Source organism: Phaeobacter sp. CECT 5382 (genome assembly GCF_001457775.1).
Taxonomy (GTDB): Bacteria; Pseudomonadota; Alphaproteobacteria; order Rhodobacterales; family Rhodobacteraceae; genus Pseudophaeobacter.
Genome location: NZ_CYSG01000008.1, coordinates 161,418 through 177,083 on the forward strand (window position 1 = coordinate 161,418; position 15,666 = coordinate 177,083).

17 protein-coding genes are annotated in these 15,666 nt (G+C 56.7%); 4 read left to right on the forward strand and 13 right to left on the reverse strand.

The genetic code is table 11. The features are described 5' to 3' along the window. The first annotated feature begins 48 nt into the window (after nt 1–48). Nucleotides 49–501 (forward strand): NUDIX hydrolase, encoded by a 453-nt coding sequence (locus tag PH5382_RS10865; RefSeq protein WP_058334399.1) that lies wholly within the window; start codon nt 49–51, stop codon nt 499–501. 123 nt (nt 502–624) lie between these two features. Here PH5382_RS10865 and PH5382_RS10870 read toward each other — a convergent pair whose 3' ends face one another. Further along, nucleotides 625–1,443, reverse strand: a complete 819-nt coding sequence (locus PH5382_RS10870) for a sulfotransferase family protein (RefSeq protein WP_058334400.1) — start codon at nt 1,441–1,443, stop codon at nt 625–627. Nucleotides 1,444–1,605: 162 nt separating this feature from the next. Here PH5382_RS10870 and PH5382_RS10875 point away from each other — a divergent pair, with 162 nt between their 5' ends. After that, a complete protein-coding gene (locus PH5382_RS10875) occupies nt 1,606–3,183 on the forward strand; it encodes a DUF5928 domain-containing protein (protein WP_058334444.1) in 1,578 nt (525 codons plus the stop codon). Nucleotides 3,184–3,265: 82 nt separating this feature from the next. On the opposite strand, the gene PH5382_RS10880 is transcribed toward PH5382_RS10875, so the two are convergent. From PH5382_RS10880 to PH5382_RS10890, 3 genes are all read right to left on the reverse strand, one after another. Beyond that, complete coding sequence (locus PH5382_RS10880) at nt 3,266–3,907, reverse strand: DUF1523 family protein (RefSeq protein WP_058334401.1); 642 nt, start codon at nt 3,905–3,907, stop codon at nt 3,266–3,268. Between the two features lie 12 nt (nt 3,908–3,919). After that, nucleotides 3,920–4,186 (reverse strand): hypothetical protein, encoded by a 267-nt coding sequence (locus tag PH5382_RS10885; RefSeq protein ID WP_058334402.1) that lies wholly within the window; start codon nt 4,184–4,186, stop codon nt 3,920–3,922. Nucleotides 4,187–4,379: 193 nt separating this feature from the next. Then, entirely contained in the window at nt 4,380–4,997 is a 618-nt protein-coding gene (locus PH5382_RS10890) for an NAD(P)-dependent oxidoreductase (protein WP_058334403.1), read from the reverse strand. A 143-nt stretch (nt 4,998–5,140) separates the two neighbouring features. On the opposite strand from PH5382_RS10890, the gene PH5382_RS10895 reads away from it, so the two are divergent. After that, nucleotides 5,141–5,509: a winged helix-turn-helix transcriptional regulator gene (locus PH5382_RS10895; RefSeq protein WP_058334404.1), complete on the forward strand. Its 369-nt coding sequence runs from the start codon at nt 5,141–5,143 to the stop codon at nt 5,507–5,509. A 113-nt stretch (nt 5,510–5,622) separates the two neighbouring features. Here PH5382_RS10895 and PH5382_RS10900 read toward each other — a convergent pair whose 3' ends face one another. From PH5382_RS10900 to PH5382_RS10915, 4 genes are all read right to left on the reverse strand, one after another. Beyond that, nucleotides 5,623–6,246, reverse strand: a complete 624-nt coding sequence (locus PH5382_RS10900; RefSeq protein ID WP_058334405.1) for a class I SAM-dependent methyltransferase — start codon at nt 6,244–6,246, stop codon at nt 5,623–5,625. A 23-nt stretch (nt 6,247–6,269) separates the two neighbouring features. After that, on the reverse strand, nt 6,270–7,013 hold the full coding sequence (gene pssA / locus PH5382_RS10905; RefSeq protein ID WP_058334406.1) for a CDP-diacylglycerol--serine O-phosphatidyltransferase: 744 nt from the start codon (nt 7,011–7,013) through the stop codon (nt 6,270–6,272). A gap of 354 nt (nt 7,014–7,367) precedes the next feature. Next, nucleotides 7,368–8,576 (reverse strand): aminopeptidase P family protein, encoded by a 1,209-nt coding sequence (locus PH5382_RS10910; protein WP_058334407.1) that lies wholly within the window; start codon nt 8,574–8,576, stop codon nt 7,368–7,370. Nucleotides 8,577–8,785: 209 nt separating this feature from the next. Continuing rightward, nucleotides 8,786–9,574, reverse strand: a complete 789-nt coding sequence (locus PH5382_RS10915; RefSeq protein ID WP_058334408.1) for an alpha/beta hydrolase — start codon at nt 9,572–9,574, stop codon at nt 8,786–8,788. 202 nt (nt 9,575–9,776) lie between these two features. On the opposite strand from PH5382_RS10915, the gene PH5382_RS10920 reads away from it, so the two are divergent. After that, the gene (locus PH5382_RS10920) at nt 9,777–11,249 is read left to right on the forward strand and encodes an NAD-dependent succinate-semialdehyde dehydrogenase (RefSeq protein WP_058334409.1); all 1,473 of its coding nucleotides are present in this window, start codon (nt 9,777–9,779) and stop codon (nt 11,247–11,249) included. 4 nt (nt 11,250–11,253) lie between these two features. Here PH5382_RS10920 and PH5382_RS10925 read toward each other — a convergent pair whose 3' ends face one another. The 5 genes from PH5382_RS10925 to glcF all read right to left on the reverse strand — a co-directional run bounded on the left by PH5382_RS10925 (nt 11,254) and on the right by glcF (nt 15,665). Further along, nucleotides 11,254–11,691, reverse strand: coding sequence for a globin domain-containing protein (locus PH5382_RS10925; RefSeq protein ID WP_058334410.1), 438 nt, complete (start codon nt 11,689–11,691; stop codon nt 11,254–11,256). 145 nt (nt 11,692–11,836) lie between these two features. Continuing rightward, the gene (locus PH5382_RS10930) at nt 11,837–12,484 is read right to left on the reverse strand and encodes a TetR/AcrR family transcriptional regulator (RefSeq protein WP_058334411.1); all 648 of its coding nucleotides are present in this window, start codon (nt 12,482–12,484) and stop codon (nt 11,837–11,839) included. A 223-nt stretch (nt 12,485–12,707) separates the two neighbouring features. After that, nucleotides 12,708–13,178, reverse strand: coding sequence for an Hsp20 family protein (locus PH5382_RS10935; RefSeq protein ID WP_058334412.1), 471 nt, complete (start codon nt 13,176–13,178; stop codon nt 12,708–12,710). A 150-nt stretch (nt 13,179–13,328) separates the two neighbouring features. Then, nucleotides 13,329–14,090 carry a trypsin-like serine peptidase gene (locus PH5382_RS10940; RefSeq protein ID WP_231751854.1) on the reverse strand — a complete coding sequence of 254 codons (762 nt, stop codon included), beginning with the start codon at nt 14,088–14,090 and terminating at the stop codon, nt 13,329–13,331. Nucleotides 14,091–14,342: 252 nt separating this feature from the next. Further along, the gene (glcF, locus tag PH5382_RS10945; protein WP_058334414.1) at nt 14,343–15,665 is read right to left on the reverse strand and encodes a glycolate oxidase subunit GlcF; all 1,323 of its coding nucleotides are present in this window, start codon (nt 15,663–15,665) and stop codon (nt 14,343–14,345) included. Between the last annotated feature and the right edge of the window lies 1 nt (nt 15,666).

Here is a 15,666-nt window from a genome sequence, read left to right on the forward strand (position 1 = left end):
GTCACATTTCAGACCCAACAATTTTTTCCGGTACTTACGAGGAAGACCATGACCCCGTGGCGCCCTAAACAAAGTATCCGCGTCAAGGCCATCGGTCTCGCGTGGCGCGAGGGCCGTTTGCTTGCTGCAGACGTGACCGATGACAGCGGAGCTATCAAAGGCGTGCGCCCGTTAGGTGGATCGATCGAATTTGGCGAGACCTGGCAAGAAGCCCTGACGCGCGAATTTCGCGAAGAGCTGAACGTGCAAATTACCAATATCGGTGCGCCTCTCGCATTCGAAAATATCTACCGCCATGAGGGCCGACTGGGACATGAGGTGATCTTTGCAGCCAACGTCACCCTACCAGTTTTACCCGAGCTGGCCACCGAGAAGTTTCTCTTCCACGAAGACAATGGGCTTGAATGCACCGCGCGATGGTTTGATCTGGACACGCTTGATACCGGCGGACCAGAGCTTTCTCCAACAGGCCTCAAGACCAGACTGAAGACCCCCTCCTGAAGCATCGGTGGGTCGGCCAAGGGCGCTACCGCGCCGCGCTTTTGCGCGGCGCCCGGCCCAACGGAGGAGGATCAATCTTTGATTGTTCCGAGGCGGGCGGGAGCTCCCCCTTTCACGTCGCGCCTATTCTCCAAGTTTGGCGTGGACTTCGTCAAGGTCGATTTCCCCGATCGGCATCTTGTTAGACGGGTCCTCAAAATCATATTTGAACAGCTCGAAATCACGCTTGTAGATCTCATAGATCAGGTGCATTGACAGATCATCAAAATAGTCCTCGACCGGATGCGCGCGCTTGGGACCATGGCCTTCGCTTTCATTAAAGCGTGGCATTGTCGCCAGATCCACATCATGTCGTGTCTCCACCGCATCCAGAACCTGCTGCATGCCATCGTTGAACTGTTCGGTCCAAAAGATCTTGTTGTAGCGCCCGCCATTCCAGATGAAGGTCGAGACATGTCCCGACATGCCTGACCAGTGGATGTCCGGATCCATCGGGCGGCGAAACCGGATGGTGTCACGCACAAACAGCAAGAACCGTCTAAAGCTCTGGATTTGATCGAATTCCTGTTTGCCGTCGTCGCCGCCAACCTCGATGCCATATTCATACATCAGCTTGGGCACCAGATTGCCCCGATAGCGTTTGCCGTTGCGCTGAATGCCGCAGATCTTGTCAAAGAAAGAGCTGAGCACCCGCGTGTATGGATTGCGCACGCAGGTAAAAGCATAGGTCTGCTGTCCCTGCACATTGCGGGTAATCGGCTCCTGACTATGATCCAGTGCCCATTTGTGCAGGCCCTCTTTGGCATCGTGAATGTCACCATCAAAGAACCGACCATGATCAGAGTAGTGCAGGATCTGGCCAATCGTGGAGCAGGCGCATTTCGGCACCACGCGATAAATGACGCTTTCGCTTTCGGTCATCCAGGTGCCCGGAAATCCCATTTTTACCTACCTCCGTTGCTGCAGCTTTGGCCGACGACTGATCAACTGTCTGGCCGCACTGTCCATAACTGCGCATAAAATTCAAATAATCTGGTTTATTCAATGCGCTCCCCGCTTTATCAAGGGGACAATCGGCTCAAAACAGGGTGTATCGTCTCCAAGATGGCAAAAATCGCGTATATTCTGCTCTGCCACAAAGATCCGGAAGCGATCATTCAGCAGGCCGAACAGCTAACGGCTGTAGGCGACTATATGGCGATCCACTTTGATGGCCGCGCCAAACCAGAAGACTACGCGGCGATTCAGACCGCCCTCGCGGACAACCCCAATGTCTGCTTCGCCAAGAAACGTATCAAATGCGGCTGGGGAGAGTGGTCACTGGTTCAGGCAACGCTACATGCCCTGACCAGCGCCCAGGAAGCCTTCCCCCGCGCCACGCATTTCTACATGCTGTCAGGGGATTGCATGGCGGTCAAAACCGCCGAGTATGCCCATGATTTTCTGGACCAGCACGATTGTGATTTTGTCGAAAGTTTCGATTTCTTTGAAAGCGACTGGATCAAAACAGGCATGAAAGAAGAGCGGCTGACCTATCGCCACATCTTCAACGAGCGCAAACACAAGGCCCTGTTTTATGCCAGTTTCAACCTGCAAAAGAAGTTGGGGCTAAAGCGCGAGGTACCAGCCGACATTCAGGTTCAGATTGGCAGCCAATGGTGGTGCCTGCGCCGCCGCACTGTCGAAGCAATCATGCAGTTTCTGAAGGCTCGCAAAGACGTCATCCGTTTTTTCCGGACCACCTGGATCCCGGATGAGACCTTTTTTCAGACCCTGGTACGCCATCTGGTGCCCGAACCTGAAATCGACAGCCGCACCCTCACGTTTTTGATGTTCACCGACTACGGCATGCCTGTCAATTTCTACAACGATCACTATGACTTGCTGCTCAGCCAGGATTTTCTGTTCGCGCGCAAGATCAGCCCCGACGCCAAGGAATTGAAACTGCGATTGGGGCGGCTCTATTCCGCCGAAGACGTGAGCTTCCAGATCTCCAACGAGGGGCGCAGTCTTTACAAGTTTCTGGTTCAGCGCGGCCGCATCGGACGCCGCTTTGCCACCCGTTTCTGGGAAAAGGAAAGCTCGCTTGGACGCGAACGCGAATTAATGATCGTAGTTTGCAAAAAATGGCACGTTGCCAAACGACTGATCGAACAACTGCGCAAAAGCACCAATATCCCCGCAATTGAATATCTCTTTCATGAAGAGAGCACCGCCTTGCCGGATCTCGGCGGCATCCAGGCCTCACTGGGCAAGCGCACCCGACACCGGCGCGCTTTGATGCGGATGCTGTTTGAGTATTACGATACGGACCGTTTGGTGATCTGCATGGATCCGTCGGCGCTGGATCTCATGAATGACTTTAATTCTGATCGCTCCACCACGCGCACGCTGCAGATCGAATGCGACTTCAGCGATGAGTATCTGACCGGTCATGCCCATCGTGTTGGTCTTGCCGGGGAGCGTACGCCGCAACAGACCCTTGAGCGACTGCTGCCAACCATTCGCAATGATATCATCTATGAATCCGATCGCATTCGCGACTCCGGCTTCAGCAACTATGCCATCATTCGCGAATCCGCCAGCGCCGAGGAAAACGCCGACCGGCTGATGCAGTTCTTCAGTCTGCCCTTTGAAACAGCAAAGGACCTAGCGAACACGCCCCATCTGTTTGCCGACTAGCCTGTTGTGCAACAGTCGTTTTGATGGTGGTCCCCCCCTTCAAACGCGAGCAGAGAGTAGATGTTTGGCAGAGGCAACCGGTTCAGGACTTCCAGCTGCTGAACCAGCGCCGCAGCCGACCGCGACGATCAGAGATTGCGTCCCCTGCTGCATAAAAACTGTCTTCGACGTCTTCCAGCACCGGATCAATGCGATTGCGCCGGAACCTGCGCCAGCGCACATATGTCGCCCAGAATAGAGCCGCCAGCAGAATCAAAAACCCGATGGTGAACCAGTTCAGCGGTTTGTCCTCGGGCCCGGCTGCAGGTTTGATAGTGATCGCATTTGGAAAAGCCGAAAGGAATTCATTGCGCCAGCCATAGTGCAACACTGCCACCCATTCCGGATCATCCTTGGTCGAGATCGCGTCATTGGCTTCGGTATAGAGATTGGCGGTGTCGAACTTGAAATAGGGTGGCCAGTTCCAGCCGGTGTCTTCGTTGCGATAAACGATAGCATCGCCATTGGGGCGGAAAGCCTGAATGAACTGCACATCGCGATTGGCGATATTCTGCGACTGGCTGTCCGGCGTGGACCAGAAAACCCGGGTCCAATCGTTCAGCTCCTGGCGTTCTTCGTAGGTATTGACGATCCGCACCACATCATACTGCGGCAGGGTATAATGCAAAAAGGCCGCAAAAACGGACCAGATCGTGATCAAAAAGCCCCATTTAATATAGGCCATCACACATGTCCCTCATCTGAAGTTTACCAAATAGATCACCAGTGCGATCGCTCCAAACGGCAGAATATAGACCAACAGGATCAATCTGCGCCGAAAGGACCGGTCGTATTGATATAGCCCCCGCTGGATGAAGGCCTGCCGGTCTCCGGTCAACCCCCTGTCTTTCCAGCGCCGCTTTAACCTGGCGCGTCGCCGCTCGCGCGAATACAGCGAAACTGCGCCATAGATCACTGTCAGCACCAGAGAAAAAAGCACGAAAAGGCGAAGAAAAGCGAACATTCCGGCTCCTTTACAGCATTGGCAGATATGATGACAATCCGCCCTCGCAAAACAACAATCGCCCCGGCGAGATCGATGTGCCAGAGCGACGTGTCGCTCGTCGTGCACTATGCCCATTTCAGAGGATTGGGCAAAGATGCGTTTTACCAAGTTTATTCAAGCCTGCACATCGATGAAATGGGCAAGCTCCGACCTAGTAGGCCGCAGTAAAGACCTGACGCGGGTGTTTTGGTGCTTCCACTTCGTCCAACAAGGCAACAGCATAGTCTTCGGCACTGATGCGACTATTGCCCGCCTCGTCCACCAGCAACTCCCGCCCTCCCAGCCGAAAGATGCCGGTCCGTTCTCCCGGCTCGATCAGGCCAGCCGGGGCCAGGACTGTGAAATTCGCGGCACTTGCGGCGAGCTTTTCGTACAGCGCCCGCATCGCCTTGGCCTCAGCCTGGTAGGGTGCCGGAACGATATCCGCGACGGGTGTGCCATCTGGCAGATTCAGCGTCCCGGCCCCGCCCACAACCATCATAGGCTTGCCGCTATCCTGCGCTGCGGCGATCAACGCATCGCCATAGGCTAGGGCCTCGGCCATGGTCTCTGCGCTGGAACGCGGGCTGACCGCACCAATAACCACATCTACATCCTGCGCTGCCGCTGCAACTGCAGGCCTGTCTGCCACGTCAATTGCCAGCGACCGCGCACTGCCTACGGCTGCACCATTGCGTGACCCTGCCACGACCTGATGCCCTCGCGCTTCTGCTTCCGCCACCAAGCGACTGCCAATCATGCCTGTAGCGCCAATGATCAAGAGTTTCATACCAGTTCTCTTTCCACTATAAGTTACGATAAGTAACCACATAAAGGCGCGAAGAGATCGGCGGAATACGCATGTTTTAGTCTCATAGTTACGTCAAGGGAACCGCCCTTTGGGCGACAGGCACAAGGCGCTACGAGGACACCATGGGAGCAAAACGCAAGCTGGACTACGACTGCCCAATCCGCGATGTGCTGGATCGCGTTGGCGATGCCTGGTCGGTGCTGACAATTCTGGAGCTGTCCAAAGGCCCCTGCCGTTTCAATGCATTGAAACGAGTGATCGACGGGATTTCGCAGCGCATGCTGGCCGTCACCCTGCGCAACCTGGAGCGCGACGGGTTGGTCAGTCGTCAGGTTCTACCCACTGCACCACCACAGGTCGAATATGCGCTGACAGACCGGGGCCATTCGCTGCATGGCGCGATTGGCGCGCTGAACGCTTGGGCCGTGGAGCACCAACCCGGCATACGCCGCGATCGCAGCCACTATGACCAAAGACCAAAACTGGTCTGAGGGCAGGACGCAACCTGACCGGCCAGGCTTACCAGAATTGCAGGCCGTGCCTGCTGGCCCCAATGATAGCTACAGATCGGTCAATGAAAGAACGTGTTGAAGACACCGCCGGATCAGTTGTTTCGCAATTTGGAGAGCACCAGAAAGGTCATCATCCCAAATGGCGGCAGGGACTGTTGCAACTCGAGCCGCAAACGGTCTTCCTGCAAGACTTGGTCGATTGCAAAATCTGAATGCCAGCCAAGCACATTGGCAAAAGGCGCAGAAAACCGCTCGATCGAGGCCAGAACCCCCTGGCTGCGTTTGAAATGGTTGGAGATCACAACCTTGCCGCCGGGTTTCAGCACCCGCGCGATTTCTGACATCACCCGCTCCGGCTCGGGCACCACAGAGAGCACATGCATCGCCGCGATGGTGTCGAAACTGTTGTCCGCAAAATCCAGCTGCCGCGCATCCATTTGCAATAGTGCCGCGACATTCCCAAGTGATTTTTCCGCCACCCGTTGGCGTGCCTTGGCGAGCATGTCTTCGCTGAAATCAATGCCGGTAATAGTGACACCCGCTTTGTAGTGCGGCAGCGACAAACCAGTGCCGACCCCCACTTCCAGAACCGATCCGCCGTGGTCATTGATGAAGCCCACGGTGCGCCGCCGCCCCGCACTTGTTACCGCGCCAAATGTTTTGTCATAAACTGGTGCCCAGCGGGCATAAGATGATTCAACTGATTTGATATCCAAGAAACTCTCCCAGCGCGCCGGGACTATTCCGACGGTTTTCTAATCAATCCCCAGACCACCAGCACCACGTAGCTCAGGCACAGGACAACCAGGGTTGACCAAGCGTAAGTCAGAACGGCCGCCCCTGCAAAGGCGCAGGCCACCAAAAAATACTTCACGTTTTCGCGCGAAATGCGAACAGCCTTGGGCGACCAGGTCGGAATGCGGCTGATCATCAGCAAACCAATGACAACCATGTGAAAGCAGATCAACAATTTGGGAAACCCTGTCCCGGTGTCAAACGCAAATGAGACAAACATCGGCAACATCGCCAACAGAGCGCCCGCAGGCGAGGGGATGCCCACAAAATAGCCATTGGCAACTTCAGCCACATCTTCTTCAGATTTGGTTGCCACATTGAACCGCGCCAGGCGGACGACACAACAGACAGAAAACACCAAGACCGAGATCCAGCCAGCATTGCTCATATCCTGAAGCGCCCAGAAATAGATCACCAGCGGAGCTGCCACCCCAAAGTTGAGGAAATCTGCCAGCGAATCCAACTCGGCGCCCATCTTGCTATCGCTGCCAAGGGCGCGCGCCAGACGGCCATCCAGCCCATCCAGAATTGCCGCCGCCAGGATCAGCTGCACGGCAAGGACATAGTTGCCCTGAACTCCGAACCGAATGGCCGACAGGCCCGCACAGATCGCCCCTATCGTCATGATATTCGGCAACAACTGGATCAGCGCAAACTCAGTCAGTCTCTTGTCGTGGGGTTCGTCCATGGCGCGGCTCGATTACTCTGCTCAGAGGTGGGGTACTGTCAGGGGGCACAGTCTGAAAACGTGATCACCTGACGTCCAAGTCGCATGAGAAAGATCACGACACTGTCACCAGGGTGAGGCCGTACTCATAAGTGGTTTGGCCTTGAAAGCAAGGGGAGAAGGCCAAAGCCAAGTGCGCCGCCCAGGTGCCAAGCAAGGCAAAGCGACAGAACCGCCCCGGGCGGCGAGGCAACCGGATGCTGTGACAGCACCGCGCCAAAGGCGCGGTGCCAGGCCCAACGGGGCGCGATCCCGTCAGGGATCAAGACCGGGCGGGAGCGCTACGCCTCTGTTCAGAGCGCAACATTCATTATGTTAGCCAACGACGTTGAATTCGGGGCCATAGGGATATTTGGTGATATTTTCGTTGTCATCTTCGTGGATGATCAGAATGTCATGCTCCCGATACCCCCCCGCGCCGGGCTGGCCGTCTGCAATGGTCAGCATCGGTTCCATCGAAATCACCATGCCAGGCTCCAGTACCGTGTCGATGTCTTCGCGCAGCTCCAACCCGGCCTCGCGTCCGTAGTAATGCGACAACACACCGAATGAGTGGCCATACCCGAATGTACGATATTGCAGCAGATCGCGTTCTTCAAAGAAGGCGTTGATTTTATGAGTGATCTCGGCACAGCTGGCACCGGGTTTCAGCAGCGAAATCCCATATTCATGGGCCGCCACATTGGCCTCCCAGACCTTCAGGCTTTCGGCGTCGACTTCACCCACAAACATGGTGCGTTCCAGCGCCGTGTAGTAGCCCGAAATCATCGGGAAGGTATTCAGCGACAGGATATCGCCGCGTTGCAACTGGCGCGCAGTCACCGGGTTGTGGGCGCCATCCGTGTTGATGCCCGACTGGAACCAGACCCAGCTGTCACGATATTCGGCATCCGGGAATCGCTTGGCAATTTCCATCTCCATCGCGTCACGACCGGCCATGGCCACATCGATCTCGCGAGCGCCTTCCTTGACCGCGTCGCGAATGGCAAAACCACCCACGTCAGCTACGGCCGCACCAGCGCGGATCATGTCCAACTCAGCATCAGACTTCCCCATGCGCTGCACCATGGTGGGTTCATAAAGATCAACCAGTCTCGATGGGTTGAGGAAGCCTTCGAGCTTGGCCTTTTGAAGCAAAGTTAGGTGATCGCTTTCAAAGCCGACCACAACACCTTCGCCAGAAACCGATTTGATCGCGCGCCAGAAATTGTCACGCTGCCAGTCAGTGTAGGTAATGTTGTCGCAGAAACACCGACGCCAGGGCTGGCCTGCGTCGATGCCCGCCGAAATGGTCACAGCTTCGGTCGCGGTCACCACCAGCCCATAGGGGCGGCCAAAGGCACAGTAGGTGAAACCAGAATAATAAGAGATGTTGTGCATCGAGGTGAAGACAGCAGCGCTCACCCCAGTGTCGATCATGATTTTGCGCAATCCGGCAATACGCGCCTCATATTCGGAGACGGCAAATTGCAAAGGCGCTTTTTCACCATTGTGAAAACGATACATATCAGGACGTGAAGTCATATCAGACCCTTCCTTCTTACAAGAAAGGTCCCGGCGTTCAGGACAGTTTTTGAGATTAAAGGACAGCATGTGTTCCATGCGGCGACGCCATCGCCCGGCCCTGATCGGGAACATGGCTGCGAAACCCGGATGAGGCAAGCGATTTTTTTCACCACCTCATCCACCTATGTTTTGAAAGGTAAACCCTGGATCAACCAAGGCGTCCGCCACTAGCTGACAAGCAGGCGCACCAGATCGCTTTCGGGGTCTGCCAGCGGGTCCACGACATTGAAATGGTGCTTGCCAAAGGCAATGACATGATCGGCCTGCCAGGCGTCTGCCAGCCATTGTGCCTGATCCAGGAACGATGGGCGCTCTTCGGCTCCAACCCAGACCGTGACCCCGGCCGGATACCGGTCCTGCATCTCGACAGGGCTTTCGGCGCGCGCACTGTTACAATCCATCTGGAATTTGTCGTTCATCGAAGTGCGCAGCAGCGGCAACAGATCCGCCAGCGGCGAAATCGGGATCACTATTTTCAGCCGGTCGCCCACCTCTGCCGGGATCAGATCCTTGTCCAGCATCCGGGCCACCAGTTGGCCACCAGCGGAATGCCCGGCCAGGCTGATCGGTACATCGGGCACCTCGGCAGCGATGCGCACAACCGCCTGCGCCACTTGCCGGGTGATGTCTTCTATCCGGACGTCCGGGCACAGATCATACGAAGGCATCGCCACTGCCCAGCCATGGGCCAAAGCCCCGACAGCCAAATGTGACCAGGAGCTTTTGTCAAAGGCCAGCCAATAGCCACCGTGAACAAAGACAAAGACGCCCTTTGGCGCGCCTTCTGGCATAAACAGATCAAACCGATGCCGCGCCCCATCGCCATAGGGAATATCCAGACGTGACCGCTCATGCAGGCTGTTGCGGAAATCTTCGGCAGAGGCCGCCCAGCGCGGTGGGTAGTCTTCGGCCCCGGCAATATAGGCCCCGTTGGCATAGGCGTCGTCCAAATCCATCGCGTGCATCCTCTCCCGATTTTGCACCAAGTGACAAGCTACGGGCAGCATTGTCAAATCTTCTGCCCGCTTGCCGACCCGAACCGGAGGGAACAAAATATGTTTGGCGTGTTTTGATCAAATTCTGGACTCATCGATCTTTCTGGACATATCAATGCCCAACTGTTTTCCATGCCTGCGCAATGACCCCCGGGAGGCCCCTATGCTGCAAACCACTACCGCGTTGAAATCTCTACTGAGCGATCCCACCCTGCTGGAGACCCGTGCCTATATCGGCGGCGCCTTCATCGATGGCGAAGGCACGTTTGATGTCATCAACCCCGCGCGTGGTGACGTGATTGCCCAGGTGGCAGATGTCAGCCGTCTGCAAGTCGCAGGTGCCATCGCCCAGGCCGAGATCGCACAGAAAGACTGGGCCAAGTGGACCGGCAAAGAACGCGCCAATGTCCTGCGCAAATGGTATGATCTGATGATGGCCAACCAGGAAGACCTAGCGATCATCTTGACTGCAGAGATGGGCAAACCCCTCGCCGAGGCCCGCGGCGAGATCGCCTATGGCGCCTCCTTCATCGAATTCTTCGCCGAAGAGGCCAAGCGCATCTACGGCGAGACCATTCCCGGCCATCAGCGTGACAAACGCATCACCGTGCTGAAACAGCCCATCGGAGTTGCCGCATCGATCACGCCTTGGAATTTCCCCAACGCGATGATCACCCGCAAGGCAGGCCCTGCACTGGCCGCTGGCTGCGCCTTTGTCGCACGTCCCGCAGAATTGACACCGCTGTCAGCAACCGCACTGGCCGTTCTGGCGGATCGTGCCGGCATCCCGGCAGGTGTTTTCAGCGTCGTACCATCGTCCAATGCCTCGGAAATCGGCAAGGAGTTCTGCGACAACAACGCCGTGCGAAAGCTGACCTTTACCGGCTCCACCGAAGTCGGCCGCATCCTGATGCGCCAGGCCGCAGATACAGTGATGAAATGCTCGATGGAGTTGGGTGGCAACGCGCCGTTCATCGTGTTTGACGACGCCGACCTTGATGCTGCTGTTGAGGGCGCCATCATGTGCAAATTCCGCAACAACGGCCAGACCTGCGTTTGCGCCAACCGGATCTATGTGCAGGCCGGCGTCTATGATGCCTTTGCCGCCAAACTAAAAGAAGCCGTGGCCAACATGACCGTCGGTGATGGTCTCGACGATGGCATCCAGTTCGGCCCGCTTATCAACGCCAAAGCCGTAGTCAAGGTGCAAGATCATATCGCCGATGCCACCGCCAAGGGCGCCGAAGTCATTCTGGGCGGCAATCCTTCGGAGCTGGGGGGAACCTTCTTTCAGCCAACCATCGTTACCGGCGCCACCCGCGAGATGTCCTTTGCCACCGATGAGACCTTTGGCCCATTGGCGCCTTTGTTCAAATTCGAGGACGAAGACGAAGTGATCGCAATGGCCAATGACACCATCTTTGGCCTCGCGTCCTATTTCTACGCCAAAGATTTAAGCCGGGTCTACAAGGTCGCAGAAGCGCTGGAATATGGCATTGTCGGCGTCAACACTGGCATCATTTCCACCGAGGTTGCGCCCTTTGGTGGCGTCAAGCAGTCTGGTTTGGGCCGCGAAGGCAGCCATCACGGCATCGAAGACTACCTGGAGATGAAATACATCTGCATGGCCATCTGATTTTTCAGGCCGATGTCTCTGTTTCATGGGCATCGGCCGCAACCAGATCCTGGGCCATCATACGCAGAACGCGGGTAATGGCACGCCGCCAGGCGGCACTCTGATCCTCGTTCAGTTTTTCCCCCATCACGTCTTCCAGCGCCGCCATCAAAGCGTTACCAGCAATATCGGCCTCACGGGTGCCAAGATTGAAACGTGCATGCGTTTTAGCCAGGTTTGAGCTGGCATGGCCTAGGCTACTTTGGTCTGCAAGCCCCTTGATGCAATAGGTCAGCATAGAGGCAAACATCTCTTTTTGCTTGGAAAATTCATCTCCAAACATCGCCTTTGCCTCGGGCATAAGTACAAATAGATGGATATAGAACCGCTCGGCTATCTCAGCTTTGCGAGCGTATATCGCGGCGAAACTGGATTGCACCAAATCGATATCTAGAGATTTCATCTACATCCCCTTTCATTCCACGGCGGCTCAATATGCCAGCGTTAAATGGTGAGTGTAGACTACACCTTTAAAGTTGAAAACAGCCAAGGCGTCTGACGAATCAATTCTATCTAATTGCAGACAGGCAAACCCCGAAACACGATGTTCAACCAGCAGGAGATGCACCCAGCTCTTGCGGTGGCATCCCCGTCAAGACCTGATGAACCAGTTTGTGCAACAGGTCACATCTCTCCTGCTCCGCCTGATCAACCACCTCTGTGCCAAATCCTGCCGTTAAGATCTTCGCGGCAGCAGGAAAGAGACACGTCGCCCCCAGAAGCTGGCTTGCAATACCCAGCGCCGTGCCCGCACCACTGCCCTCCCATGCTTCTGTCGCCTGGATCAGCGCCACAAGAGGTTCAAGCACATCCTGCAAAGACCGCCCCTCACCGCCATTGGAGCGCGCAGCCTCTGTGGCATCGGCCTCTGTCAGCGCGCGCATCAAGAGCCGCAGCCTGTCTGGATTCTCCTGGCCAAGAGCTGCAACGGCCGAGAAAAACACTTCCAGCTGATGCTCCGGTGTTTCGCCCTGATCCATGGCCGCGAACAAGACGTTCAACAACTCCTCACTGAGCTCGGCCAGAACCGCACCGTAGAGCAGGGGCTTCGATTTAAAATGGTGCAGCAATGCCTGTTTTGTCAGGCCCAGACGGGCCGCGATCATCGAAAGGCTGGTGCCCTGATAGCCATGCTCGGCCAAAAGTTTTCCAGCCTCACGCAAAAGGTTCTGTCGGGTCTCACTGGCAGGTATCATGGTTCGGCGCCCCTGGTGTTTGCCTTAACCTAACACTCAAGCCCACATCCTACCAGTCGGTAAGTGATTTCACTTACCGACTGGTAGGATGTGGGCTTCAACTGAATAGTAGTATCAAAAAAACATATCCCCCGGACCGCATGGCAGTCCGGGGGATATGCTCACGTCGTCCCGGATCCCTGGAGAAATCCCGGCAACGCGGTCCGCAAGGCTCGCTCGCGGGTCAGTTGACCTTTTGAACTTCGCCTTCGATCTCGGCAGGTTTCGGTGCAGAAGAACTGATCTCAACCCGGCGCGGTTTCAGCGCTTCGGGCACTTCGCGATGCAGGTCGATATGCAGCATGCCATCCGCATGGCTGGCGCCGGTCACGCGAACATGATCCGCCAGAGTAAAGCGACGTTCAAAGGCGCGGGTTGCAATGCCACGATGCAGATAGCTGCGACCCTCGGCTTCTTCGCTCTTGCGGGCGGCGACGACCAGTGCGTTTTCTTTCACTTCAACCGTAAGGTCTGCTTCAGAAAATCCGGCGACGGCGATGGAAATCCGATAGCTGTCGGCGGCCGTCTTTTCGATATTGTAAGGGGGATAACTGGGTTGCCCGACATCATTGCTCAGGGCGCGGTCCATCAGATCAGCGATCTGGTCAAAGCCAATGGTTGCACGGTTCAGGGGTGCAAAATCAAATGTACGCATGTTTCATCCTCAGATATGAGCGACTTCATGTTTGCCCTCCCCTTTGGGGACGAGCGATTTATATCCAAGCCCCGGCCAGCGGCGACATCGGATAGGTTTGAAGTATGCAACATGGGCCTGATTACAAGGGGCCTGCGGATTTCGAAAAGATCAACCCCCGGGGCGCACAAATTTGGCACCTCCGGCTGAACGTCCACCTGTCGTCGACTGGCCAGCCCCCGCACCAACTCTGACACGTCCAACGCCATCGGGTAGGCGGCTGCCCATCACCGGCCCGGTAAGCTGCGCCTGCAAAAGCTCCAGCTCTTCGGCCAATGCAGCACCCAGCGAGACCTGTCGGCCTTCGACCTCGGCCTTGGCAGAGACCACCGAAACGATGCGGGGCTTGCCCCCGGCAAAGGAAAATACCGGCGCGCCTGATGAGCCAAAGTCAACATCGCAGGACATGACCAGCACGCCTTCCTGGCGCGCCATGACCGCACAGATTTCCTGGATCGAGGGCGCCTCGGACCGATCGTGTGCATAGGAGACGACGCCGATATCCGCCCCAGCCCGCGGGCGGCTGTCGGTCTGGAAAGGGATCACAGTGGTGTTGCGAATGGGCCGTTGCAATTGCAGCAGGGCAATATCCTTGCGCACCCGGTTGGTAGAAACTTCGCCATCAAAGATATAGTCTGGATGCACCACGGCACGCGCGACACTACGATAGGCCGACGCGCGCCCATTGCGCCAGCCTGCAAGGAATTCGATGCTTTTGGGCTGGATCCGGGTGCCTGTGCGGCTGTCAAAGAGACAATGCGCCGCTGTCAGCACCAGATCCGGGGCAATCAAAGATCCGGTGCAAAAACCTTCGCCATCGACGTCCAGTCGGCCAACAGCTTGCCATTCCCGCCCCGCGTCCATGGTTTCCATCCGTTGCAGGCGGCTATCTCCGGCCTGTGCCAGATCCAGCCCCAGGACAGGGGCCACAGCAGCCAAAGCTGCCAAAATCCATATTCTCGCCAAGCCGTTTCCCCAGTGCTGCACCATCGTCTCCCTACTCGTTGCAGACGGAACTAGCCGCAAGCTTCGGCAAAAATACGGCACGCGCGCAAGAAAGCCAGCCCACCCAAAAAGAAATCTGCGCCTTGTGGGCTGTGCTCGGGCCGACGGGCTGATCCCCGCTCAACGCAAGATGGGTACGGCAGAGACTGGATTTTCCGTGGCGGATAATGCACGAGGTTCCGGCCCGCCGGTGGCCCAATCCAGCAGTTCGACTGTGTGCACGATAGGTAGGGCTGTGCCTGACCCGATCTGCATCATGCAGCCGATGTTGCCGGCCGCAATCAGGTCCGGCGATTTGGCCTCAAGGGTTTTCACCTTGCGCGCCTTCAGCTGGGTCGAGATCTCCGGCTGCATCAGATTATAGGTGCCGGCTGAACCACAGCACAGATGACTGTCTGCAGGCTCCACCACCTTGAAGCCCGCGCGTTTCAGCAGGGTCTTGGGGTGGGTCTTGATCTGTTGGCCGTGCTGCAGCGAGCAAGCCGCGTGATAGGCCACGGTCAGCTCTTTGCTGGGACCAACTGGCAGGTCAAGCTGCATCAGCAATTCCGAGATATCCATCGCGCGTGCTGACACCCGTTCTGCATCTGCCGCCAACGGATCATTGCGAAACATATGGCCATAGTCCTTGACCGTGGTGCCACAGCCAGAGGTATTGATCACAATCGCATCCAGTCCAGCGCCGTCGATCTCCGCGCTCCAGGCGCGGATGTTTTTCGCAGCCGTGGCGTGGCTTTCGTCTTCACGACCCATGTGATGGGTCAATGCCCCGCAACAGCCCGCGCCTTTGGCTACAACCACTTCGCAGCCCAATCGGGTCAGCAGACGGATGGTGGCATCGTTGATGTCGGTGTTGAGCGCCTTTTGGGCACAGCCCGTCATCAGGGCAACGCGCTTTTTCTGCGCCACCTTGGGGGCAAAGCTTTGTGGGTCATCGTTACGGCTGACCGGTGGGATCTGTTTTGGCACCATATCCAGCATCGCCCTCAGACGGGCATCAGGCACCAGTTTTTTAAAGGGCTGCGCCAGCTTGGCCCCAAATAAAGCCAGCCGAAACCTGCCCGGATAGGGCAGAATTCGCGCCAGGAGCCAGCGCAGCAAGCGGTCCGTGAGTGGGCGCTTATAGGTTTTGTCGATATAGGCACGGGCATGATCCACCAGATGCATGTAATGCACCCCCGACGGGCAGGTGGTCATACAGGCCAGACAGCTCAGGCAGCGGTCGATATGTTTGACCGTCTTGGCGTCTGGTATCCGGTTGTTTTCCAGCATGTCCTTGATCAGGTAAATGCGGCCACGCGGGCTGTCCAGCTCGTCCCCGAGCACCTGATAGGTCGGACATGTCGCGGTACAGAACCCACAATGCACACAAGAGCGCAGGATCTCATTGCTGCGGGCAATGCCCGGATCTTTGAGCTGATCTTCGGTAAAAGTCGTTTGCATG

Bases quoted from the DNA above. Each gene is read 5' to 3' on its own strand.
- PH5382_RS10915 (WP_058334408.1), bottom strand. From the start codon at position 9,574: ATGGATTTGGACGACGCCTATGCCAACGGGGCCTATATTGCCGGGGCC.
- PH5382_RS10935 (WP_058334412.1), bottom strand. From the start codon at position 13,178: ATGCGTACATTTGATTTTGCACCCCTGAACCGTGCAACCATTGGCTTT.
- pssA (WP_058334406.1), bottom strand. From the start codon at position 7,013: ATGGACGAACCCCACGACAAGAGACTGACTGAGTTTGCGCTGATCCAG.
- PH5382_RS10890 (WP_058334403.1), bottom strand. From the start codon at position 4,997: ATGAAACTCTTGATCATTGGCGCTACAGGCATGATTGGCAGTCGCTTG.
- PH5382_RS10925 (WP_058334410.1), bottom strand. From the start codon at position 11,691: ATGAAATCTCTAGATATCGATTTGGTGCAATCCAGTTTCGCCGCGATA.
- PH5382_RS10920 (WP_058334409.1), top strand. From the start codon at position 9,777: ATGCTGCAAACCACTACCGCGTTGAAATCTCTACTGAGCGATCCCACC.
- PH5382_RS10910 (WP_058334407.1), bottom strand. From the start codon at position 8,576: ATGACTTCACGTCCTGATATGTATCGTTTTCACAATGGTGAAAAAGCG.
- PH5382_RS10865 (WP_058334399.1), top strand. From the start codon at position 49: ATGACCCCGTGGCGCCCTAAACAAAGTATCCGCGTCAAGGCCATCGGT.
- PH5382_RS10875 (WP_058334444.1), top strand. From the start codon at position 1,606: ATGGCAAAAATCGCGTATATTCTGCTCTGCCACAAAGATCCGGAAGCG.
- PH5382_RS10885 (WP_058334402.1), bottom strand. From the start codon at position 4,186: ATGTTCGCTTTTCTTCGCCTTTTCGTGCTTTTTTCTCTGGTGCTGACA.
- glcF (WP_058334414.1), bottom strand. From the start codon at position 15,665: ATGCAAACGACTTTTACCGAAGATCAGCTCAAAGATCCGGGCATTGCC.
- PH5382_RS10930 (WP_058334411.1), bottom strand. From the start codon at position 12,484: ATGATACCTGCCAGTGAGACCCGACAGAACCTTTTGCGTGAGGCTGGA.
- PH5382_RS10880 (WP_058334401.1), bottom strand. From the start codon at position 3,907: ATGGCCTATATTAAATGGGGCTTTTTGATCACGATCTGGTCCGTTTTT.
- PH5382_RS10895 (WP_058334404.1), top strand. From the start codon at position 5,141: ATGGGAGCAAAACGCAAGCTGGACTACGACTGCCCAATCCGCGATGTG.
- PH5382_RS10940 (WP_231751854.1), bottom strand. From the start codon at position 14,090: ATGGAAACCATGGACGCGGGGCGGGAATGGCAAGCTGTTGGCCGACTG.
- PH5382_RS10870 (WP_058334400.1), bottom strand. From the start codon at position 1,443: ATGGGATTTCCGGGCACCTGGATGACCGAAAGCGAAAGCGTCATTTAT.